Source organism: Lichenicoccus roseus (assembly GCF_005844085.1).
Taxonomy (GTDB): Bacteria; Pseudomonadota; Alphaproteobacteria; order Acetobacterales; family Acetobacteraceae; genus Lichenicoccus; species Lichenicoccus roseus.
This window is the reverse complement of record NZ_VCDI01000008.1, coordinates 135,417-156,612: the sequence shown is the minus strand read 5'-3', so window position 1 is coordinate 156,612 and position 21,196 is coordinate 135,417. Positions and strand designations below refer to the sequence as shown.

Genomic DNA, 21,196 nt, shown 5'->3' with positions numbered 1-21,196 from the left:
GGCGATGCTGCTCGTCTGGCATGCTGGCACCCGGTGTCAGAACAGCGCGTGGGGCTTGTAGTACTGCGCCGCGTTCGCCTTGGTGATGGCGACCGGGGGCGTATAGGTGATCTTGGGATAGCCGGCCGGGACGTCCTTGTTCGCGGCCTTCACCGCAAGGTCGGCGGCCATCTTGCCGATCACGGCAGGATCGTTCAGGCCGGTCGCGCCGTACTTGCCGTCCTCGATCAGCTTCACGGCCTCCTTCTGGCCGTCGGCGGCGGCGAAGATGAGGATGTTCTTGTCGGCCTTGCCGGCGTCCTGGATGGCGCGAATCGCGCCGAGCGCCATGCTGTCGTTCTCGGCCAGGACGGCGTTGATGTCGGGATGCGCGGTGAGCAGATCCTCCATCGCCTTGACGCCGCCTTCCTGCGTCCAGCCGCCCCAGCCCTGGCCGACGACAGTGAAGCCGGCGTGGCCGATCTGGCGCAGTTGCGCCTCGAGGATGCCTTCCATGACGCCGTCGCGGCGGGCCTCGCCGACGACGTTGCCCTGGTCGCCGCTGAGCAGCGCGATGTGCAGGTCCTGGTTCTTGACGTGGCTGACCAGCCAGTCGCCGATCAGGCGCCCGTTCTCCGCGTTGCTGGACTGGATCGTGGTCAGCACCGGCGCCGACGGATCGATCGAACTGTCGACGATGATGACCGGGACATGCGCGATGGCGGCTTCCCTGGTGACGCCGACCAGCCCCTTGGCATCCTTGGGATCCATGACCAGCACATCGATGTTCTGCGACAGCATGTCCTCGACGCCGGAGATCTGCTTGAGCATGTCGCCGTTGGCATCCGCCGTGACGACCTGCGCGCCGAGCGCCTTGGCCTCCTTGAGCACCGCAGCCTGCAGCGCCGCATAATAGGGCGCGTCCTGGGTCAGCATGGACAGGCCGATCTTGATCGTCCGGGCCTGCGCCGGTGCGGCGGCCAGCGCCACCCCGCCAGCGAGGGCGGCGACAGCGAGCATCGTCTTCATGGATCTACCTCTCCGTGGGGTTACACCGGACCATTCCGTAGCTCATCACCCCTTATATGGGAGTAATACAACATCCTGTCGAACGGGCTGCAAGGTCGAATCGTTGATATTGCACTGCAAAAAGAAACGAGACAGCTTGCGTGGAGCCCATTTTAAGTAATAGGACTACCGAACTGCGTTGCCTGAACCGGTCACAGAAGGGCTCCCCATGCTGTCTCCTCTCCCTGCCTCCGTGCTCATCGACCCCAGGACCGGCGAGATGACCGGCCGGACCCGGCGCTACGAGAAGCGCTACAGCGACCTTGGCGGCCTGTTTCTCGACGAGGCGGCGTTCGTTGCGACGGCGCGCGAGCAGGGCGACGAGATCGCCTACCAGGTCGATGAATTCCGTCCCTCCGACCGGCCCGGTGACCTGATCTTCGGAACCAGCACGCTGTATCCGGGGCAGATCGGCGATGAGTTCATCTTCACCCGTGGCCATATCCACGCCGTCGGCGATCGCCCGGAAATATATCTCTGCCAGTCCGGCCACGGCGTCATGCTGATGGAGCTTGCGGACGGCAGCACCCGCGCCGAGGAGATGAGGCCGAACAGCCTGGTGTATGTCGGCCCGCACTGGATCCATCGCAGCGTCAATGTCGGCGACACGCCGCTCGTCACGCTGTTCTGCTACCCGGCCGACGCCGGCCAGGACTACGACATCATCGCCCGTGCCGGCGGCATGCGCGACCTGATCGTGGTGGACGGCGCCGGCGGCTGGAAGCAGGTGCCGAACCCGAACTACCGCCCGCGCGCGGCGATCCCGGGAGCCGACTGATGCCCGACATCCAGGCAACGCTGCGCGCCGCCACGGCATCCGGCGTGATCCCGGTGGTCGAAGTCGAGGCCGTGGCGGACGCGGATGCGCTGGCGGAAGCGCTGCTGGAGGCGGGGCTCGGTGTCGTCGAGGTGACGTTCCGCACACATGCGGCAGCCGAGATCATCGCCCGGATCGTGCAGCGTCATCCTGCGATGCTGGTCGGGGCAGGCACCGTCCTGTCGCCTGCGGATCTGAGCCGGGCCATCGATGCCGGGGCACAATTCGCGCTGGCTCCCGGCCTGAGCAGGCCGATGCTGGATGCGGCGGCCGATGCCGGCTTTGCCTACGTGCCGGGTGCGATGACGCCGTCCGAAATCCAGGCCGGTCTCGAAGTCGGCATAAGCACCTTCAAGTTCTTCCCGGCGATGCCGGCCGGCGGGCTGTCGTTCCTGCGCTCGATCTCCGCTCCGTTCCGCCTGCACGACCTGCGCTTCATTCCGACCGGTGGTGTCTCGATCGCCAATCTTGCAGACTGGCTCGGCGAACCCGCCGTCGCCGCCGTGGGCGGGACCTGGATCGCCAGCCGGGACATGATCCGCGACGGCGACTGGGCAGGGATCCGTCGCAACGCCGAAGAGGCCGTCCGCCTGGCGCGGCAGGCCAGGGGATCCTGAACGATGCAGCCGCTGCTTCCGGCTACTCTGCCGACCCTGCATTTCATCGGGGTGACGACCCGGCAATCGTCGATCATGACGATCTTTTCGCGCTGGGCGGAGGCGCTCGGGCTCGGCGCCTGCGCCATCAACGGCATCGACCTGCCGCTGCATGCATCGCCCGAAGCCTACCGGGACGTGGTCTCGTTCGTGCGCAACGATCCGCACTCGAGGGGCGCGCTGGTCACCGCGCACAAGATCGACCTGCTGCACGCGGCGTCCGGCCTATTCGACGAACTCGATCCGCATGCCGCGTCGCTGCACGAGGTGAGTTGCCTGTCGAAACGCCACGGACGGTTGATCGGTCATGCCAAGGATCCGATCTCGGCCCGGCTCGCGCTCGACGCGATCGTGCCGCCGGGCCACTGGCATGGCGTGGATGAGCAGGGAGGGAATGGGCAGGGCGCGGACGCGTTCCTGATCGGCGCCGGCGGTGCGACGACGGCGATCAGCTGGAACCTGATGCAGCCCCGGCACGGCAGGGACCGGCCGCGCCGCATCGTGGTGTCCGACATCGACGAAGCACGCCTTCAGGGTCTGCGGCGGTTCCACGCCAGTGTCGGGTCCGACCTGCCGGTCGAGTATGTCCTCACCAAGACCACCGCACAGAACGACTGGATTCTGCAGGGGCTGCCGCGTGGCTCGCTGACGGTGAACGCGACCGGCCTGGGCAAGGATCGTCCGGGTTCACCACTCGGCCCGGATGCCCGCTTCCCGGACGGCTGCCTGGTCTGGGAGCTCAACTACCGCGGTGACCTCGTCTTCCTGGCGCAGGCGGAGGCGCAGGCAGCCTCGTCCGGGCTCGCGACGTTCGATGGCTGGAACTACTTCCTGCATGGCTGGACGCAGGTCATCGCGGAAGTATTCGCGCTCGACATCCCGTCGTCCGGCGAGGGTTTCGATGCGCTGTCGACGCTGGCCGGCGGTGCGCCGCGCCGGAATGGAGCGGTCCGGTGAACCGCATCCTGATCACGCCGCGATCGCTCACCCGGTCTCCCGATCCGGCACTGCGGGCGCTGGAGGAGGACGGCTACGAGCTGGTGTTCAGCCGGCCCGGCGAAACGCCCGACGAGGCCGCGTTGATGGCGCTGCTGCCCGGCTGCGTCGGCTGGCTCGCAGGCGTGGAGCCGGTCAGCGCCCGGGTCCTGGAAGGTGCCCCAAGCCTGCGTGCGATCAGCCGCAACGGCACCGGCTCGGACAACCTGCCGGTCGACGCGGCACGGCGGCTGGGCATCAAGGTGCTGCGCGCGGAGGGTGCCAATGCGCGCGGGGTCGCGGAGCTCGCCTTCGGGCTGGTGCTGGCGTCGCTGCGTCATATTCCGGAGCAGAGCACGGCCTTGAAGGGCGGGGTCTGGGAGCGGCGCACAGGGCTCGAGATCGAGGGGCGCACGCTTGGCCTGATCGGCTGCGGCGCGGTCGGCCGGCTGGTCGCCCGCTTCGCCCTGGCGCTGGATGCGCGGGTCCGCGTCTACGACCCCTACCCGGACCCTGGCTTCAGCCCGTCCGGTGATTTCGCCTGGGCCTCCTTCGACGAAGTGCTGGCCGAAGCGGAGATGCTGTCGTTGCACTGCCCGATGCCGGCGGACGGCTCTGCGATTCTCGGCGAGGCCGCAATCCGGCGGATACGCCAAGGCTGCGTCGTGGTGAACACGGCGCGCGCTGCCCTCGTGGACGATGCGGCGATGCTGGCCGCTCTCGAGAGCGGCAGGATCGGCTTCTACTCGACAGACGTCTTCGTGGCAGAGCCGCCGGCGCCGTCCGCTCTGCTTGCCCATCCGCGGGTGATCGCAACCCCGCACATCGGCGGCCTGACGTCCGAGAGCGTGCGTCGCGCCACGGTCGCGGCGGTCGCAAACCTGCGCCAGGCATTGCGAGAGGAGATCGTGCACGAGGAGGCCGGGGGCAAGGAGGCTGGGGGCGCCTGATGAGGATCATCCGCAAGACGCTGCCGGGCAGCCTAGCCGCCTGGCTCGCCGAAGCCACCGCTGGCGTCGCGTTGGCTTGGCTTGGCCAGGCAGGCTTCGCACTGCGCATCGACGATGCGGTCGTTCTCATCGACCCGTATCTCTCGGACTCCCTCGCCAGAAAATATCGCGGCACACGCTTCCCGCACGAGCGGATGATGCCGGCGCCGATACAGCCCGACGCGTTCCCACGCGTCGACCTCGTCATCTGCACCCACCGCCACGGCGACCATATGGATCCCAACACCATCCAGGTGCTGGCGGATCGGCATCCGAAGGCCTTTTTCGTCATCCCGGCGCCGGAGCTGGACCATGCCAACGCGCTCGGGCTGCCTGCCGCGCGCCTGGTGCTGGCGGTGGCCGGGGAGGCACTCCGACCGCTCGCCGGCGTAGATCTCGCGCTGCATCCGGTGCCAGCGGCGCATGAACAGCACCGGCAGGACGCGCTCGGGCGTCATCATTTCCTCGGCTTCGGCATTGAGGCCGGAGGCCGGCGGCTCTACCACAGCGGCGACTGCATCCCGTTTCCCGGCCTTGCGGACGCGGTCCGCGGCCTCGGTCCGGAGGTCGCGCTGCTGCCCGTCAACGGCCGCGACAGCGAGCGTGCCGCGGCCGGGGTTCCCGGCAACTTCACCCTGGAGGAAGCGGTCGCCCTGTGCGGGGAAGCCGGTATCGGCACGCTGATCCCGCATCATTTCGGACTGTTCGCCTTCAACACGGTAGACCCCGGCGACATCGATGCGGTCGCGGCACGTCAGGCGGCAGCCGGGCTGCGGCCTGGACTTCTGCGGCCCGACCCGCGACATGTCTTCCTGCTTTGCAAGGGACCGGCCGGCGAAGTGCCTACGGCATAGCGGGAGCAGGATCGTGGACGCGGAGGACAGGAATACGGCGGCCGTCGAGCGGACGGCGACGTCCGGACGCAATGTCCTGGAGCTGATCCTGGTGCGGCTGCCCGAACTCAGGAAATCGGACCGGCGGGTCGCCGAACATATCCTGTCCGATCCGCAGGCGGCGCTGGTGGCAACGGTGGCCGAGACCGCCCGCAACGCCGGGGTCAGCGAACCCACGGTGATGCGCTTCTGCGCCGCCCTCGGATTCGAGGGCTTCCAGGATTTCAAGATCAAGCTGGCGCATAGCGTGGCGCTCGGCGTCCCGGCCACGCAGTCGGTGCTGGATGCCACCGACACACCGCAGAAACTGACCGACAAGGTGTTCGACTACACCATGACCAGCCTCGACTGGGCGCGCAGCCAGCTCGACCACGAGGCGGTGGCGCAGGCGATCGACCTGCTCGCGACAGCGCGGCGCATCGAGTTCTTCGGCTTCGGAGCCTCTTGGATCGTGGCTGCCGATGCACAGCAGAAATTCCCGCTGTTCGGCGTGCCTTGCAACGTGCACTCCGACAGCCACCAGCAGTTCATCGCCGCCTCGATGATGCGGGCCGGCGACGTGGCGGTTGCGATCTCCAACACCGGGGAAACGACGGCGCTGCTCGATGTCATGCGTGCGGCTCGGGAAGGCGGGGCGACGATCCTCGGGATCTCGGGGCGCGCCGGTCGCAGGATGAGCCGGCTGTGCGACCTGCTGCTGGTGGTCGAGACGCTCGAGAACACCGACATCTACACACCGACGATTTCGAGGCTTGCAGCGCTGGTGGTCATCGACATCCTGTCGGTCGGGGTGGCAATGCGACGCGGGAGCGATCACCAGCAACGGCTCGCCACCATGAAGAAGAGGTTGAGCTCGATGCGGTCGCGCAATACCATGTGGGACGAGGAATGAGCGGGACCTTGTTGCCGCGGATGCCGCGCGCGGTGGTGTTCGACATGGACGGTCTCCTGCTCGACACCGAGGAGCTCTATCGCGATGCCCACAAGGCGGCGTCGCGGGATCTGGGCCATGTGATGGACGATGCGATCCACGGCACCCTGATCGGCATGCCGCGAGAGGCCACCGAGATCCGCCTGCAGGCGGCGTTCGGTCGGGATCTCGACCTCGTTGCATACCATCGCCAATTCGAGGTGCATTTTGGCCGCCTCTGTGCACAGGGCATCCCGTTGCGGCCTGGCGTGACCGCTCTGCTGGACCTTCTCGACGAACTCGCCTTGCCGCGCGCCATTGCGACCTCGACCGAACGCGGCCTGGCAGACCGGCATCTGCGCGAGGCTGGCATCCTGCACAGGTTCGATGCGGTGGTGACCCGGAGCGATGTCGCGCAGGGCAAGCCGCACCCTGAGACCTTCCTGCGGGCCGCGGCAACCCTGCATGTCTCAGCAACCGACTGCCTCGCCCTGGAGGATAGCCATAACGGCGTCCGGGCGGCGTCCGCAGCGGGCATGATGACCGTCATGATCCCGAACCTGCTTCCCGCGACCGACGAGATGCGGTGCCTGACCGTGGGGATACGGGCTAGCCTCGGCGACATCGTGGACGAACTCTGCGGGCCCTCGTTCCACTGAGAGCGCTCCTCCTCCACTTGGCAGACGACATCACCTGTCTTCAGTCCGTCAACCGCTAGATGGTGATCAATCTGAGCGCGAGTGGCCAGAGTTTTACCGTGCGGCGCCATACCTTGACATGTCAGCCTAAAGCCATTTCCCCGATGAGATGAGGCTTAGCCGGACCGGTTTTCCACCGACGTGGTCATCAAACTTGCCCCGCCATTGCACTTAGAATCGAAATCGGTTCCGTTACTGCCGCCGCGCCACAGCGCAGGTAGTTTATTGAGCCGGCTCCAAGCCATCATCTTGTCACACGTGTTGCTCTGCCGGCACGCTGTTTACCCAAAGATGGACTGTGCCCAAGCGCGGGCAGAACCCCCGAGCTCTGGCGGCACCCGAAGCCGCAGTTGGCCAAATGCTTGGATCGATTTAGGGGGATTTGCATTCACTGTAGCCGGAAGTGAGAGCCTTCCGACAGGCGGCTAACGCCTCGGCGTAGCCTGCCGCCCAGACGGTTCAAGCTGACGCGTGCCGCACCACAACTCTCGCGAAGCATGGCTGTGAAACGTTCCGGAGCCGTCGCAAAGACTACGTAGCAGATATAAAGACTTCTCCCGCTACTGTCACTGGTGGCAGGGCTTTTTACCCGTACGGTCGTCGCCGCAATGTCTTACGCCCGCCTATACCCGGCAGCGAGCCGCGCCGAGTTGCTGCGAACGATCAGGCGACGAAACGGAACGATTGCTATGAGGTAGGTGCGGCTCAGGACGTTATGGCAGTGAACAGCTGTCGTGAGCACCAGATCGCGGCTTTCGCCATCGGGGCTCAGACGCAACAAGACGGACGCCCGGAAGTCGAGGTGCCGGTCGTCCTCTCCCAAGATCAACTCTTCCCTCAACCTCCCGAGAATGGGGAAGTCTCCGTTGTCACCGGACGGTAGACGGCGTTTAGATCGCAGAACTCGCCGAAGTGGGTCTCGAAGACCCATTGAGGAGCCTCCTCACAATTTGCAGGGCTTCCCACCCCGACAGCCTGGTAGGCGATCTTCGCTGCTTTACTGCCTCACAGAGAGCAGTCTCCCGAACGTCGCATTCAAAGATTAAATCCGCCCGCCGGCCGCTTCAACACCGTTGATTGAAGCGCGAAGCCCTGCTTGACCACCCACTAGGTGATCTGGCGGGTAGGCCACCGTCTGCTGCCGGAGCAGATGGGCGGAGGCATGCTGCTTCCTGAGCCCAGGGGATCGGGAAGCGTGCGCTAGGCTCCAGACCGATTAGCGGGCTTCCCAACGGCCGCAGTTTTACCGTTAATCACCCTGCACGCGGGTCGCCGTTTCAGAAAAACTTGGAGAAGGCTCGCCGACTGGCTCTGGTAGCGGGGTTCCGCTCAACCCTACATGTGCTACTCCGCCGCAATCCGCCGCCGGCGTGTAGCAACCGGCTCGCCCTCGTTTCCGGCCGCTATGGCTTTCCGACCCAGCCCGATTGCTCTGGCCAGTGTACTCCGCCGCTCGGCGTAGTTGGGTGCGACCATGGGATACGTGTCTGGAAGACCCCATTTCTGACGATAGGCGTCCGGCGTCAGACCATAGGCTGAGTTCAGATGCCGCTTGAGCATCTTGAGCTTTTTGCCATCTTCGAGGCAGATGATGTAGTCCGCGAACACGCTCTTCTTTGGAGGAACTGCCGGCATCTGTTTTGCACTTTCCACTGAACTCTCTCCAGCTCCAGGGTTCATGTGCAAATAGGTCATGGTCTGACAGATCTCTTGGATCAAACCGGGTAGAGCCTGCGTCTCCACCTTGTTGTTGCGGACGTAGGCACTCACAATCAATGCCACGAGGCCCAGCGGGGTAGAGGGTTGATTACTCATCGTCGTGTCTCTAGCTAACCAATTACTTCCTCCAAATTGCTCTATCTCGTCTTCTTGAGTTAGTCGATGGCCGCCACCCGGCCATGTGACGGACGAGAACTCCTTCGTGGCGCCCGCGAGAGGGTCGGGGCCTGGACGTCGTCGTCTAGCAGACGCAATTGAGTCATTTCCCGGTGGGGGTGGTCGGTCGAGGGGGCTTCAAGTGCCAGTGGCCAGAAGCACTCCACCTGCCCCTCCTCGCCGCGCAATGCCAGGAACACGACCCGCTCGACGCCGGCCGCAGCCGACGCCTCCAGGGCGAAGCGAAAGACCAAGCCCTCGGCCTGCTCTTCACCAAGGGCCAGGGTCAGCTGCTGAGCCTCGACGGCCTGGCGACGGAGAGTGCGGGTGGTCGGCTCATCCGCCGAGCCCCGGTAGAACCGCACCGGAACGTCCTCAATCAGGAAGACAAAGTGGTGGCTCTCGTCCAGCACGGTGAGCCAGTTGTAGGTGCCGCGCTCAGCGGCACGCCGAAGCCGCTGCCGCCCGAAGGCATAGGCGCGGCACCCGACCGACCAGCTGTCGTCGCCCATGTCGTAGGCGGCCAGCCTGACGGCGTCCCGTCGGGCATGGGCGAGCAGCAGCGCACAGGCGCGAAGCCGGTCCTCAGTCAGAGCAGGGTGGATCTCCCAAGGCGGCCGTCGGGCGGGCAGGGCAGGCGGCCCCGGGGGCAGGTGTTCATCAGGCGGGCTCAACAGCGACCACTCCGTGACCGGGGCTCTCGCGTGCTTCTAGCAGGAACTCGTGCCCGCCGCCTCGCCTTCGAGGCGGAATCGCTAGGGCGAGCGAGCTAGACCGAACCACCTTCCAGAACGGAGACGTCGGCGAGATCGTAGTGCCCCGCCACATGAGCCTGCGTCTAGTTTGCCGCCGCGTCCCACTCTGTCGGAGGCAGCTCAGTATCGGCTGTAAATGAGTCCACGGGGAGGATCGATGACGCAATCGGTGATGTCGCCATGAACACGACAGGCGGATGGGGTTTGGTCTGTCGGGTCGAGCCCGTATATCGGGCCACGTATCGTGCGCCGCGGTAGAAGCTGCCTGTGTTGTAAGCCGACAAAGCAGCTCGGAGCGCCCGCTGCCCAGGGCCATACACCATGGTAGCACGAGTATAATCAGCTACCAGGATGGTGGCACCGATACGGACATTCGTACAGGCGTAGGGATCGAGCATCTGCGTTATCGTCACCCCGAAGGCGACCAAATTCCGACTGTTGACCTGCATGAGGCCGAGATCGACGCTATATCCGCGCGTGATGTAGTAGCGAGCCTCTGCCACGGCCTCATCGCGGTTGCGGATGGGTGCTGGTTGTCGCTCGATCCCGTTGACATGCAGAGCAAACGGGTTACCAGCTGATTCGACGTGAATGATAGCAACCAACGTCGGCATGGCGACATACGGCGCGCAGTTCTCTAGCATCAAACTCTTTTCTCCCGAGGTCTTCCAGCCGCTAATCGAGTTGCCGCGACGTTGATGACGTCCATGACGGAGCCGGGATGATGCTTGGCCATCTACTGCAGCACAAGGAGCGGCCATGCGTAGCCTATGACATTCTTTCCGGGAAGGCCGCCGTAGTAGCGACTATCGAACGACCGCGGATCATGTCCGGCATAGAGCCAGAATACCGACTGCCTTACAGAATAGGTCCCGATCGCCATACCGGTCAGCGGGCGGCCTTTGCTGTCCCGACCAAGAGCTTGACTGTGCGCAAGCAGAACACCGTTCACGCTCAAGCCGCGCGTGGAGATCGCGACGATATCGCCAGGAACCGCCGCGATGGTCTTGAGCATCGGCATTGTCTGACCTGGGCACTCGCCGCCGGTGACGTAGCCGCGTTCGCGCGCCGGGATACCAATCGACATCGGCAAGCAGATCGCGACGATGGATCCGCGCGTAAGCTGGGCGGGTGGCCGTCGGCTCACCGCCCAAAGGCCGACCGGCATGCTGGGTGTCATGTTCAGGCGGTAGGTGGCATTGGCATGCCAGGCCCAACCCTGTGCTGCCGTCACCAACCCAAAAAGGCTGAGACAAACACCGTAGCCGAGGAGACGGCCGATCATCTGCTCAGGCTCCGCGCTCTGCGAAGAGCAAGGAGCCGGGCGGCGGCCGGCCTGATTCATGTCTCTTCAGACACAGGCGGCGGCAGTGGTCGCCTCTGAACCTGGCGGCTTGGGCGCTGGCGTCAATAGTTTCTCTCAATCTACTGAGCCTTACTAGCTGAGGTCGCCAGATCAAGCGAAACCGGTTCTGGAGCTGGTAGATCTGGGCATCAGCACCGCATCGAGCCGCGCGCGAGCCTGAAAGACCGGATCCCGGAAGTACAGCGCCTGCTCGGCCAGAATGGGGTGGCGGCCTGCGACCAGAACCAGCACCTGGCCACCCTCGACAATCTGGTCACCCTTCTTCGTCGGCGCCTTCAGCCGTCCGACTTCCTCCGACGTGAGCAGGGGTCGGTTAACGGCATGGAAGGTCCGGCTGACGTTGCGCATCGGGCTGCCACGTGCGCCGCTTTCGGTGATAGCTTCCACCTCGATGGTCGACGGGCCCAGCAGGTCGGAAATCCATTTCTGCGTGTTCAGATTGGTCGGCGCGTACAGGCTTTTGACGTGGCAGTGCGACGTGATGCTCTCGTGGGGGCCGTAGGCGTCGATGATCTGCTCGCGGTCCTGCGCCAGCAGGTAGCACTTGATGCCATAGCCGGCGCACTTGCTCATCGCGTCCTGGAAAGTTGGCATGGCGCCCAGCGAGGCAAATTCGTCGATCAGCATCAGCATGCGATGCCGGTGCGGGGCAACCGGGTTGCCGTCGGTATCCTTTTTCATGTCGACACTGGTGAGTGCGTTCATTGCCATGCTCAGGAACAGCCGAACGAGCGGCCTGAGCGTCAGCTTGTCGGCGGCCCTGGTCACGACGTAGAGCGTGATGGGCCGCTCGCTGTTCATCAGATCGAGCAGCCGAAAATCACTATGCGCCGTGTTGCGGGCGACGATGGGGTCGTTCAGCAGCCGCATCATCCGAACCGCCGTCGAGTGGATTGCCGTCCGCTCGCGTGGCTCGCGGTTGAGCTGCTTCTGCCCCTCAACCGCGATCTGGCGATTGCTGGCCTGGTGCCGCCCGTAGCAGTTGTCGACCATCGCTCTGTAGAGCTGGTCGGGTGGCAGCGCAGGGTCGCCGAGAGCGAGGGCAACATCGGCCAAGGTCGCCACCTGGCCGGGCCCGCGCGCGCGATGTCCAACATACAGAATAACGCCCACGATCAAGGCTGCGGCGTTCGGGTCAAAGTGCCCCTCGAGGCCCTCGCCGTCCGGATCCGCAATGCTTTCGGCGATCTGCGACGCATCCCGGTATTCGAAGTCGGTGCCGAGCCGTATCTCGCCAAGCGGGTTCCAGGCGATGGTGTCGTCGCCACCGCCCGGCTCCCAGCGTAGCACGCGGTTGCCGCCGCCATTGCCCCGCCAGCCCGAGGTGAACTCGTGCAGCTCTCCCTTCTCGTCATAGACGATGGCGCTGTACGGCCAGCTCAGCAGGGTCGGCATCACGCCGGCAACACCTTTGCCGCTACGCAGGGGCCCAAGGCAGAGCACATGCTCCGGACCAGGATGGCGAAGGTAGGCTAGAGCCCCATTCCGGCGCCGCCAGGCGCCGACATAGACGCCTGGCCAGAAGTCGCTGTCCTTCGGCGGCAGCAGCCCGCTCTCACGCGCCTCGCTCTCGTCGGTGGCAAAGCGTGCGGTGCCATGCACGTCGTCGCGGTGCTTCGGCTTCTGCGTGCGTGCAGCAATGGCAAGACCACCAAGCCCGACCAGGGTCAGCAGCGACAGACCGCCCAGCTTGACCATGGTAAAGGTCTGGGGCACCCGGGCTGCCCAGGGTGCCTGCATCCAGCCCCACCAGGACCATGGCGGGTAGAGGTCGCCGAGCAGCGGCGGGCCCAGGACGGGATGGAAGCTCAGGCGCCAGGCGACGAACTGCGTTGCCGCCGCGCTGGCAAGCAGACCGCCGCCGAGCCCAATGCCCAGAACCAGAGCCGCCCGTCGCGCGGCACCTGGCCTGATCAGGCCGTCTCGGCCCGTTGCAAGGCCGATCGGGCTAGCGCTGGGCAACGGAGACCTCCTGCCTGCCGCAGGCGCCGGCAGTCCAGGGCTGCGTGAAGGCGATGTCCCGCGTCACCATGATGGTGAACGGGTAACCGTTGCGGACCTTCTCCGTCGGCGGGACATCGAGCCCGCGGCGGGCGAACTCCTCACCCAGCGTGGAGAGCTGCTGGCCCACCGCGCCGGCTGCGACCTGGCCCGAGTTGTAGCCACCGAAGGCCGAGTAGTTGCTGCCCTGGGAGACCTGGGAGGCCGCGGCAAAGGCCGACAGCAGCAGCGCGTTCAGGAAGATCTGCTGGGTGTGGTTGTCGGTGATGTCGTGGAAGCCGGAGTAGCCGCTCTGGTCGGATCCTGGCATCTGCCCGAGATCAAGGCTCTGGTCGCAGGGCGCGGGATAGATCACCCGCTGCCAGGCCACCTCGACCCGCTTCTGGCCGTAGCTCACGCCGGTATTGTAGACCCCCTCGAGCTGAGACCCCTGCGGGATGAGGATGTGCAGCCCGGTTGCGTGGTCGTAGACGTTCTTCGACACCAGGGCGCGGACGACACCGTGGCTGTCGCTGGTCAGGCCGCTGACCATCCGTGCCTCGATGATGTCGACCGCCTTGATCTCGTAGGGTGAGAGCGGTTCGGTCATGGTGGCGCGCAGGTAGTCGGAGGCCGGTGTCGCTCCGGTCTGGTCGAAGAAGCCGGTTTGCCTGGCACTGCCGCCAGTCGCTTGCCTGGCCGCCAGAGACGGAAGGCTGTTGCCCAACGCGTCAAAGCTGCCGTCACGATCCTGCGGCAGCGGATCACCGCCGAGGCTCTGCTGTGTGCCCTGGGGCGCGGACGCTGCCCGTGTCGCGCTACCGCTGCCGGTGTCGGCCGCCAGGGCCTCGTAGCTGGCGTCCAGCTGCCGCTGCCGGGCGCTGTTCAACGCTTGGTAGTAGCTGGTCCAGAGCTGCCTGCGCCCCTCGATCTCGGTGTGGGTCATGCCGGGTTCCGGCAGTCTCTGCAGCGGCGGTGGCGCCAGCGGTGTGACGCCGACATCGCCTGCCGGAGCGGCCTGACCACTGACGGGAGGAATGACCGCGCCAGCCGGCGCCTTGGCGAGGATGTCGGCGAGGTCGGCCGTGTGGCCTTCCTGAACCTCACGCTGCGCCTTCTGCCGCATCGACCCCTGGGTCAGCACGAAGATGTAGCAGAGCCCGCACACGACGATGATCAGCAGACCGCCGGCCGCCGCCGCCGGAAGACGGTTGAACCGCTTGATCCGCCTTCGCGGCAAGAGCACCCCAGGCGGGAGGTCCACAGTCCTATCGCTGGCATCGCTCATTGCTGCGACACGCTGAAGGAGGTGATCCACACGCCATCGCCGCTGCGACGCACCTCGGCCTCATTCTGCGGTGGGCGCCACTCGACGGTGATCAGCGCCCAGAGCGAGGACACGCCGAGCATGCGGCCGTCCCGAGCGGTGACGGTCTCCTGCCACTGCACGCGAAACGTCTTCATGTGGTTCGACGCGCTGGTCAGCACCGTCTGGTCCACCGGCAGCGCAGTCACGTTCGCGACCGCGACGGTCTCGTTGCTCGCGCGCCCGAACGGCTCGTTCGAGCGGTAGTAGTGGTTCAACTCCTCGGTCGCCTGGCTGTCGTCGCGAACCACCGCATAGGCCGCCAGGATGCCGTGCTTGAGCGCGTCGGTATCAGCGTAGACGGTCCGGACATTCTCGATCCAGCGGGCGAGGTCCTGCCCGATCGCCGCATCGTCCGGAGCGCTCTCCCTGTCGGGACGCTCGACCGCCACGATCTGGCCGACCTTGTCCTTGACCACCACGAAGGTGGCGATCTTCGACTGGGTGCCCTGCCAAACATTGCCCACCAGCGAGATGCCAAGGAGCGTGAGGCACATGAACGAGAAGGCGTTCGCCTTGCGCACGCGTGAGGCCGCATCACCGATGCGGTCATCCCACTCCTGGCGACCATTGCGCACAAGTGGAGCAGGAACGTTTCCAGGTGGCAGCTTAGGGAGCGAAGACAGGTCGTTCATCAGGATGATTTCTCGTCGCCCTTGAGCTTTCCGCCCTCGTTGCTCATGCCCTTGGCCATGCGCCATCCGGAGTTCAGCAGGCGTGCGGTGTGATCGCCGGTCATGCGCATGCCCACGTCGTTGCGCATCGCACCACTGAGGTTGCGGGCGGCCTGCCTGGCGGTTGCGCCAAAGCCAGGGCCACTGTTGGAGCCAGTTCCACCCCCGGTGCCCCCGTCGCCACCACCACCACCACCACCGCCAGGACCACCCCCGCCGTCGGTCCCGCCACCAGCTTGGCCAGCACTCCCGTTACCGCCCAGTTGCTGCTGCGCCAGACTGAAAGCGGCTCCCGCCGCCGTGGCTGCGCCGACGGCGCCCGTGGTTGCGGCCGCGGCCATCAAGGCGCTCTGGCGGAGGCCGCTGCCGAAGTTCAACGGATGGTAGGAGCTCGTGCCGGCGACCAGCTCCTGCGCCTTGTATGGCAGCTTGTCGGCCAGCCTCCAGAACAGCAGGGGCACCGCCACCAGCACACCGATCTCGCCAGCTGGGATCACGCTCGCCTGATGCCCGACATAGGCCGACAGCTGCTGGACGACGCCGATCCCCAGCCCGAGGATCAGCAGGACGAACATCTTCTTGAGGCCGATCGACACCGCCCAGCGCAGGTAGTTGATCGCGTAGTCCCGGGTGAAGGCGGTCGCACCAAAGCCGAGCAGCAGCAGGCCGGCATAGGCAACCAGCGTAGCCTCGACCAGGACCTCCACCAGAGTGGCTGCGGCGCCGACCATCACGCAAAGGATCACCATCCCGGCGATCGCCAGCAGGAAATCCAGGCCGGGATGCTGGAAGGTGAAGCCGTTCCACACTGCCGCCGCGAGCGAGATCCCGGCCGCAACGATATCCTCGGGACGAGAAATGACGTTTCCGCCGGATGCAGCATTCGCCATCCCCGCCGCCTGCCCGAAGGAGTTGATGATCGCCAGCGGATAGGTGGCGCCTCCTAGTAGCAGCCAGTAGAAAAACCCGATGACGATGAGCTGTCGCAAGAGGACAGCCAGCAGACCGAGCAGGTCTGCCCCTGCGATCAGGGTCAGTCCGACGGTCCAGACGATCTCGATGACGACCAGGCTCTGAAAGAGCGTCAGCGCAACGGTCTTCAGGGCGTTCTCCCAGTTGGCGCCACTGCGCAGGAAGATGTCGGTGACGGCTTCGACCGGACCGAGATCGTAGGCGACGCCGGCTGCATGGGCCTGTCCCTCGACCAGCAGGGAAAGGACGGCCGCGATCGCTACGGGTCTAGGCCAAGGGCTCCGCGCAATTGGTCGCTCCACCTTCTCATCCGATGATTTACTGATAGCCATGGCCGTTCCCGGTCAGTGGCGGCTTCGCGGCCAAAAACCCCTGCAGGGCAGCGTCGACACGTGCGGGCGCACGGGGAGCCACCGCAAGACGTGCGTTGCCCCAGTAGGTTGCGGCGCTGCAGACCCCGACAAGGACTGCCACAAGTGTTGCGATCACAGCCTTGCTCATTGGTATCCGTGTCCATTACCGGCGGTAGACGGAAGTGGGCTCTGCAGAAACTCCTCCAGTGCGGAGTCCGCCGCAGCCTGCCGCTGATCGGCGATCGCGTTCTGATCGACGACGAGTTGCGTCTCCTGCGCCAGCATCGTCTGCAGCTTCTGCATCTGACTGACGCCGAGGGCCGCCATCTCGTTGCCAGCCTGCAGAGCCTGCATCTGTCCGGTGGCGCTCTGCGAATGCCGCTGCAGCACCGCCAAGGTCGCAGCGTCGCCAGCACGCTCGCTTTCCTGCATGCCGATCGAGGTTTGCAGGTGGGTGATGTCGTTCGACGTCACCGTGCCCCACTGCTGGTACTGCGTAGTCATCTGGTTGAGCGTCTGCAGCTGGTTGGCAAAACCCTGCACGTTGCTCAGCGTCGTCGTGAAGCTTTGCGCGTTCCCAGCCAGCAGCATCCCTGAGTTCATCAGGGACTGGATGCGCACGATATCTCCGACCGCGTTGTTCCAGGCCATCGTTGGCAGTGTCGCTGTGTTCTGCAGCATGTTCGAGTATTGCTGGATCTGCAGCTGATACGCCGCGATCTGCTGTGCCAGAGAGCCAGCCTCCTTCGCCAACTGCACAGTCTGGGTGATCACGTTGGAGCAGGTCGGGCAGATGACTGCCAGCTGCGCGTGCGCGGTTACGGACAGAACCGTTGGAACCAGGCTCCCTATGCACAGGGCTGCGAGGACGACCCTACTGGAGCGGCGCATAATCCACCCCCTTGCGGTCGAGCCAGCGATAGATCCATTCGCGACCGTGCTCGGCCACCATCGCCCTGACCGTCTTGACGTCGGCTTCGTCGGTCGCGCCGGCGATGGCGAGTTGCATCGGGCCGAGACCGAGGTCGATCAGCCGGCAGCCGAGCGGCGAGGTCCAGTAGTATTCCCGCTTGCGCTCGGCCGTGCGGATGATCTCGATCTGGTTATCGTTCAGCCCCATGATCCGGTAGAAATCGTTCGGCCCCGGATGCTCCGGCGTGCCGCGGATCAGGGCCTGGTCGTTCGGCAGGTAGATCTTGGTCGGGCAGGACTCCACCAGCACGTCGAGCAGCTTGGAGTTGACCGCATCCGACAGGCTCTGGGTCGCCATCACCACCGCGCAGTTCTTCGAGCGCAGCAGCCGCAGCCAGGCGCGCAGCTTCTCGCGCCAGACCGGGTTGCCGAGCGCTACCCACGCCTCGTCCAGGATCAGCAGCGTCGGCTCGCCAGACAGCGACCGCTCGAAGCGGCGGAACAGAGCGAGCAGCACCGGCAGCGAGGTCTTCTCGCCCATCGCCATCAGGTCCAGCGTCTCGTAGACGGTGAAACAGGTGGCATCATCGAGGATCTCGGTCTCGCCGTCGAGCAGCGTGCCGGCCGAGCCCTTGATGGTGTAGTAGGTCAGCGCCTTGCGCATCTCCTCGTCTTGCACGGCGATCAGGAAGTGGGTCATCGAGCGGTGCGCCCTGGCCCCCGGCTGCCGGAAGCGCTGTAGGGCATGATGGATCTCGGTGCGCTGCCCTGGGCTCGGCGCCCGTCCGGTCTGCAGCTCGAAGCAGATGGCAATCCACTCCGCCGCCCAGCTCTGATCGCCCTCGGTCTCGAGATGACCCAGCGGGCAGAGCTGCGGCACCTGGTTGCCACCGAACTCGTAGTGCCGACCGCCACAGGCCTGCACGGTGGCATACGCGCCATGCTTGTAGTCAAACGCGGTGATGCGCATCCCCCGGTAGCGCAGCGCCTGCAGGCAGATGGTGTTCAGCAGCGCGGTCTTGCCCGAGCCGGTCGGGCCATAGATCGTCGTATGGCCGACATCGCCGACATGCAGATTGGCGCGGAACGGGATCGCCCCGATGGTGCGGGCATGCAGCAGCGCCGGTGAGCCGGCCGGCCAGCGCGGATGCGGGGCATGCGGTGCCCCGGTCCAGACGCCGGACAGCGGCAGCAGATCGGCGAGGTTGGCGCTATGGATCAGTGGCCGTCGCACATGCGCGTGGATTTCGCCGGGCAGCGAGCCGCGCCAGGCCTCCACGTTGTTCGTGGTCTCGATGCGCGCGGCAAAACCGGCTTCGTTGATCTGCTGCGCGACCAGCCGCGCCATGTCCGATAGCCGGTTCGCGTCGCGGTGCCGCAGCACGACGATGGCGGAGTAGTTGCAGTATCGCACGGCGCCGCTCTCGGCGAGCGACATCGCCGCCTCGGCCTCGGTCTTCATCGAGCGGGCGAACTCGTTCTCGGTGCCACCTTTCACCTGCAGCACGGTCTGCACGATCGGCTTGACCCGCTGGCTCCAGCGATCGCGGTAGAACCTGATCGTCCTGGTCGCGTGGTGGGTGTCCTGGTAGATCGCCCGCTGCGTGTAGCGGTAGGGCATCGCCAGCGTGTTGAGCCGCTGCAGGATGTTGGGAAAGCTTTCCGCCGGAAAGCCGTCGATCACCACACAGGTGAGATAGTCCTCGCCGAGGATCGGCATCTCGCCCGGCCAGATATCCTGGCCGCCGATCAGCACGTCGAGAAAGGCGCCCGCATCCGGGATCTGGATGCCGTGCCGCTTCCCGGTCACGCAGTAATGCAGGTAGTTGACCAGCTCATCCTGAACGTGCGGGCGCCCTTGCGGGTCGACCACGGTGAAGGATTCCATCCGGCGCAGTCCAATATGTCGGCCGCAGCTATCCTCGAACCGCTCCAGGCTGCGCTGGAAGCCCTCCTCGATATGCGCCATCAGGCCAGGCTGATCAGTGCCGGGATCGGTGTAGAGCATCTTCTCCAGCCGGGTGACCTGCTGCGGCGGCGGCTCGTAGCAGAGCAGGAACACCCGCTCGTTCTCGAAGTGGGCACCTTCCGATTGGAATGCCTGGCGGCGTTCCTCATCGACCATGCGAGAGATCGGGTCGGGGAAGGCCGACGCGTGTGGAGGCGGATAGCTGTTGGACGCAAAGCTGATGACATCGGTCCAGCTCGACCAGCCGCTGCCGAGCGGCGTCAGTGCCACGTTGACGCGGCGGCTCAGATCCTCGACCTGCTGGTCGGTGCTGCTGGCGCTGTCCGGCGGCGTGAAGAAGTATCCGACCAGGTAGCCGCCGCGTTTCGTCTGCACCAGGCTCGGGCCGTCACCCGCCGCGGTGGCGATGATCGCATACGGCAGGAAGTCGGCAACGCCGGCCTTGGTGCTGCGGTATTCGGCGAGGTTGGTGAATCGGCTCACCCGTCACTCCTCCTGACGGCGAGCGGGCCGGAGGGCTGCAGCCGGCCGGACGCGTCGCGCGCATAGAGCTGCGCGCCGTCCAGCTGATCCAGGAAGACCCGCAGCAGCATCTGGTCGGCGACTGGCGTGATCATGTAGCCGAGCAGGTGTTTAGCTGCGTCGTCCGGTGCCGCAACCTGGTAGCCCTCCTGGGTCAGGTCGGCGCGCAGCTGCGGGCTGATGGCGCTGGCACCGCTTGGTGGCGTAGCAACCGCGATGGCGCCGCTACCCGGCTTGACGGTCTGTCGCACCAGGCGCTCGATCGGCGCCATCAGCGCGTCGGCATCGCCAGGCTGCAGGCCAGCCTCGTAGCTGGTGTCGGTGCCGTACTCGCCCGCGCAGCTGGCCAGCAGCACAATCGACATGGCGAGTGCCGCGCCGACATGGCGGGTAAGGCGGCTCATGACTGCCGGATCCGGCTGACGACGACTTTCTCCTGGTCGCTGCCGACACCGGAGATCAGCTCGAAGCGGTCGAGCGCTTCGTCGATCTCGAAGCGCCGGTTTACGTAGCGGAAGTTGACGATCTGCGGGGTCAGGCTCGAGAACCAGTCGCCGTCATGGCCGAGCGCAACAAGCGCGGGTAGCGAGCGGCTGCCAATGTCGGAGGCGAACTCGACGCAGGTCTTCTCGCCGACCGGGGTTGCTACGCTCCAGACCTGCACCGGCTTCCAGGGTTGCGCATCCCCGCTGATACGGTACGACGCAGGCGGCACGATCGGCGTAGCGTCACAGGGGTCGGACGATCCTGCGCGTCCGGACGTGGCTGCGCTCGACCACTCTCCGGATCCACCGTCCGCATCGTCGCCATTGGCGTCGGCATAGTCGAACCGGACCAGCGGCATGTACTCGTTGGTGCGCGACACCAGGTTGATCGAGTAGACGCGCCGGTCGGTGGCGATCACGATGGTGCCGTCCAGGCCGGCGTCAGTCGGCTTGAGGATGACGTTGATGACCTTCCGGTTGCCGTCGATCGTGTAGCGCGGATGCACGATCCAGCGCGGGTCGCTTACGTCGGGCGGCGAGGTGACCACTTCGCCCGGCTGCAGAGCGATGGTACAGATATGCAGGGGCGCGCAGACGATCGAGGGTTCGCCGTCGCCGTAGATCAGATGCATCCAGCCGTCGGCGCCCATAGTTGGTCGCACGAAGTGCTTGCGCCAGTGACGCACCATCGACAGCTGTACTGCCTGTTTGCGTGTGAGCGGCCGATTGGGCGAGAGGGTGGCGATCGGCGGCGGCAACGTCCGCGGCACGCTGTTGGCGTCCTTGACGTCTGCCGGTGTCTCGCCGGGATAGGATGGAGGAGTGGCGTGATTACCAAGCAGCGGCCGCTCGGTCGGCGGGTCGAGAGTTGCTTGCGACGGGTGCGAGGGGATCAGCGCCGGAACAAAGGGGGCGGCTTGCTGTGCCTGCGCAGCCGTCGACAGCATCGTTCCGCCGATCAACGCGAGAAGACGGGATGCCC

General features: G+C 65.6%; 21 protein-coding genes. 7 read left to right on the top strand and 14 right to left on the bottom strand.

The window, feature by feature from the left end; translation table 11 throughout:
* Nucleotides 1–36 precede the first annotated feature (36 nt).
* Entirely contained in the window at nt 37–1,008 is a 972-nt protein-coding gene (locus FE263_RS18685; RefSeq protein ID WP_138327553.1) for a substrate-binding domain-containing protein, read from the bottom strand.
* Between the two features lie 259 nt (nt 1,009–1,267).
* On the opposite strand from FE263_RS18685, the gene FE263_RS18680 reads away from it, so the two are divergent.
* Genes FE263_RS18680 through FE263_RS18650 form a run of 7 tightly spaced genes read left to right on the top strand, consistent with a single transcriptional unit; the run spans nt 1,268 to nt 6,946 of the window.
* Nucleotides 1,268–1,825: a glucose-6-phosphate isomerase gene (locus FE263_RS18680; RefSeq protein WP_205880445.1), complete on the top strand. Its 558-nt coding sequence runs from the start codon at nt 1,268–1,270 to the stop codon at nt 1,823–1,825.
* Nucleotides 1,825–2,481 carry a bifunctional 4-hydroxy-2-oxoglutarate aldolase/2-dehydro-3-deoxy-phosphogluconate aldolase gene (eda, locus tag FE263_RS18675; RefSeq protein ID WP_138327551.1) on the top strand — a complete coding sequence of 219 codons (657 nt, stop codon included), beginning with the start codon at nt 1,825–1,827 and terminating at the stop codon, nt 2,479–2,481. The genes FE263_RS18680 and eda overlap by 1 nt, the downstream gene beginning before the upstream one ends.
* 3 nt (nt 2,482–2,484) lie before the next feature.
* Nucleotides 2,485–3,477 carry a shikimate dehydrogenase family protein gene (locus FE263_RS18670; protein WP_138327550.1) on the top strand — a complete coding sequence of 331 codons (993 nt, stop codon included), beginning with the start codon at nt 2,485–2,487 and terminating at the stop codon, nt 3,475–3,477.
* A complete protein-coding gene (locus tag FE263_RS18665) occupies nt 3,474–4,445 on the top strand; it encodes a phosphoglycerate dehydrogenase (RefSeq protein ID WP_138327549.1) in 972 nt (323 codons plus the stop codon). Before FE263_RS18670 ends, FE263_RS18665 begins: the two co-directional genes overlap by 4 nt.
* Nucleotides 4,445–5,338, top strand: a complete 894-nt coding sequence (locus FE263_RS18660; RefSeq protein ID WP_138327548.1) for an MBL fold metallo-hydrolase — start codon at nt 4,445–4,447, stop codon at nt 5,336–5,338. The genes FE263_RS18665 and FE263_RS18660 overlap by 1 nt, the downstream gene beginning before the upstream one ends.
* Before the next feature lie 13 nt (nt 5,339–5,351).
* A complete protein-coding gene (locus FE263_RS18655) occupies nt 5,352–6,269 on the top strand; it encodes an SIS domain-containing protein (RefSeq protein ID WP_205880444.1) in 918 nt (305 codons plus the stop codon).
* Nucleotides 6,266–6,946, top strand: a complete 681-nt coding sequence (locus FE263_RS18650; protein WP_138327546.1) for an HAD family hydrolase — start codon at nt 6,266–6,268, stop codon at nt 6,944–6,946. Before FE263_RS18655 ends, FE263_RS18650 begins: the two co-directional genes overlap by 4 nt.
* 652 nt (nt 6,947–7,598) lie before the next feature.
* Here FE263_RS18650 and FE263_RS18645 read toward each other — a convergent pair.
* From FE263_RS18645 to FE263_RS18585, 13 genes are all read right to left on the bottom strand, one after another.
* Nucleotides 7,599–7,916, bottom strand: coding sequence for a DUF2867 domain-containing protein (locus FE263_RS18645; protein WP_138327545.1), 318 nt, complete (start codon nt 7,914–7,916; stop codon nt 7,599–7,601).
* Nucleotides 7,917–8,329: 413 nt separating this feature from the next.
* Nucleotides 8,330–8,800, bottom strand: a complete 471-nt coding sequence (locus FE263_RS18640; protein ID WP_138327544.1) for a MucR family transcriptional regulator — start codon at nt 8,798–8,800, stop codon at nt 8,330–8,332.
* Between the two features lie 59 nt (nt 8,801–8,859).
* Complete coding sequence (locus tag FE263_RS18635) at nt 8,860–9,534, bottom strand: hypothetical protein (RefSeq protein WP_138327543.1); 675 nt, start codon at nt 9,532–9,534, stop codon at nt 8,860–8,862.
* A gap of 164 nt (nt 9,535–9,698) precedes the next feature.
* On the bottom strand, nt 9,699–10,259 hold the full coding sequence (locus FE263_RS18630; RefSeq protein WP_240759936.1) for a lytic transglycosylase domain-containing protein: 561 nt from the start codon (nt 10,257–10,259) through the stop codon (nt 9,699–9,701).
* Nucleotides 10,260–10,351: 92 nt separating this feature from the next.
* Nucleotides 10,352–10,900, bottom strand: a complete 549-nt coding sequence (gene traF, locus FE263_RS18625; protein ID WP_171034216.1) for a conjugative transfer signal peptidase TraF — start codon at nt 10,898–10,900, stop codon at nt 10,352–10,354.
* Nucleotides 10,901–11,071: 171 nt separating this feature from the next.
* Nucleotides 11,072–12,679: a type IV secretory system conjugative DNA transfer family protein gene (locus FE263_RS18620; protein WP_171034215.1), complete on the bottom strand. Its 1,608-nt coding sequence runs from the start codon at nt 12,677–12,679 to the stop codon at nt 11,072–11,074.
* A 250-nt stretch (nt 12,680–12,929) separates the two neighbouring features.
* Nucleotides 12,930–14,207, bottom strand: coding sequence for a TrbI/VirB10 family protein (locus FE263_RS18615; RefSeq protein WP_171034214.1), 1,278 nt, complete (start codon nt 14,205–14,207; stop codon nt 12,930–12,932).
* A gap of 38 nt (nt 14,208–14,245) precedes the next feature.
* Nucleotides 14,246–14,962 carry a VirB8/TrbF family protein gene (locus tag FE263_RS18610; protein ID WP_171034213.1) on the bottom strand — a complete coding sequence of 239 codons (717 nt, stop codon included), beginning with the start codon at nt 14,960–14,962 and terminating at the stop codon, nt 14,246–14,248.
* On the bottom strand, nt 14,962–16,275 hold the full coding sequence (gene trbL / locus FE263_RS18605; RefSeq protein WP_205880443.1) for a P-type conjugative transfer protein TrbL: 1,314 nt from the start codon (nt 16,273–16,275) through the stop codon (nt 14,962–14,964). Before trbL ends, FE263_RS18610 begins: the two co-directional genes overlap by 1 nt.
* A 195-nt stretch (nt 16,276–16,470) precedes the next feature.
* Entirely contained in the window at nt 16,471–17,217 is a 747-nt protein-coding gene (gene trbJ / locus FE263_RS18600) for a P-type conjugative transfer protein TrbJ (RefSeq protein ID WP_138327536.1), read from the bottom strand.
* Nucleotides 17,201–19,690 (bottom strand): VirB4 family type IV secretion/conjugal transfer ATPase, encoded by a 2,490-nt coding sequence (locus FE263_RS18595; protein WP_138327535.1) that lies wholly within the window; start codon nt 19,688–19,690, stop codon nt 17,201–17,203. Before FE263_RS18595 ends, trbJ begins: the two co-directional genes overlap by 17 nt.
* On the bottom strand, nt 19,687–20,133 hold the full coding sequence (locus FE263_RS18590; RefSeq protein WP_138327534.1) for a hypothetical protein: 447 nt from the start codon (nt 20,131–20,133) through the stop codon (nt 19,687–19,689). Before FE263_RS18590 ends, FE263_RS18595 begins: the two co-directional genes overlap by 4 nt.
* Nucleotides 20,130–21,161, bottom strand: a complete 1,032-nt coding sequence (locus FE263_RS18585) for a TrbG/VirB9 family P-type conjugative transfer protein (protein ID WP_138327533.1) — start codon at nt 21,159–21,161, stop codon at nt 20,130–20,132. The genes FE263_RS18590 and FE263_RS18585 overlap by 4 nt, the downstream gene beginning before the upstream one ends.
* Nucleotides 21,162–21,196 lie beyond the last annotated feature (35 nt).

What these genes read in the sequence shown, in the direction of transcription:
- FE263_RS18685 (WP_138327553.1), bottom strand. Translation starts at nt 1,008, where the DNA reads ATGAAGACGATGCTCGCTGTCGCCGCCCTCGCTGGCGGGGTGGCGCTG.
- FE263_RS18680 (WP_205880445.1), top strand. Translation starts at nt 1,268, where the DNA reads ATGACCGGCCGGACCCGGCGCTACGAGAAGCGCTACAGCGACCTTGGC.
- eda (WP_138327551.1), top strand. Translation starts at nt 1,825, where the DNA reads ATGCCCGACATCCAGGCAACGCTGCGCGCCGCCACGGCATCCGGCGTG.
- FE263_RS18670 (WP_138327550.1), top strand. Translation starts at nt 2,485, where the DNA reads ATGCAGCCGCTGCTTCCGGCTACTCTGCCGACCCTGCATTTCATCGGG.
- FE263_RS18660 (WP_138327548.1), top strand. Translation starts at nt 4,445, where the DNA reads ATGAGGATCATCCGCAAGACGCTGCCGGGCAGCCTAGCCGCCTGGCTC.
- FE263_RS18650 (WP_138327546.1), top strand. Translation starts at nt 6,266, where the DNA reads ATGAGCGGGACCTTGTTGCCGCGGATGCCGCGCGCGGTGGTGTTCGAC.
- FE263_RS18645 (WP_138327545.1), bottom strand. Translation starts at nt 7,916, where the DNA reads ATGGGTCTTCGAGACCCACTTCGGCGAGTTCTGCGATCTAAACGCCGT.
- FE263_RS18640 (WP_138327544.1), bottom strand. Translation starts at nt 8,800, where the DNA reads ATGAGTAATCAACCCTCTACCCCGCTGGGCCTCGTGGCATTGATTGTG.
- FE263_RS18630 (WP_240759936.1), bottom strand. Translation starts at nt 10,259, where the DNA reads ATGCTAGAGAACTGCGCGCCGTATGTCGCCATGCCGACGTTGGTTGCT.
- traF (WP_171034216.1), bottom strand. Translation starts at nt 10,900, where the DNA reads ATGATCGGCCGTCTCCTCGGCTACGGTGTTTGTCTCAGCCTTTTTGGG.
- FE263_RS18620 (WP_171034215.1), bottom strand. Translation starts at nt 12,679, where the DNA reads ATGGTCAAGCTGGGCGGTCTGTCGCTGCTGACCCTGGTCGGGCTTGGT.
- FE263_RS18610 (WP_171034213.1), bottom strand. Translation starts at nt 14,962, where the DNA reads ATGAACGACCTGTCTTCGCTCCCTAAGCTGCCACCTGGAAACGTTCCT.
- trbJ (WP_138327536.1), bottom strand. Translation starts at nt 17,217, where the DNA reads ATGCGCCGCTCCAGTAGGGTCGTCCTCGCAGCCCTGTGCATAGGGAGC.
- FE263_RS18590 (WP_138327534.1), bottom strand. Translation starts at nt 20,133, where the DNA reads ATGAGCCGCCTTACCCGCCATGTCGGCGCGGCACTCGCCATGTCGATT.
- FE263_RS18585 (WP_138327533.1), bottom strand. Translation starts at nt 21,161, where the DNA reads ATGCTGTCGACGGCTGCGCAGGCACAGCAAGCCGCCCCCTTTGTTCCG.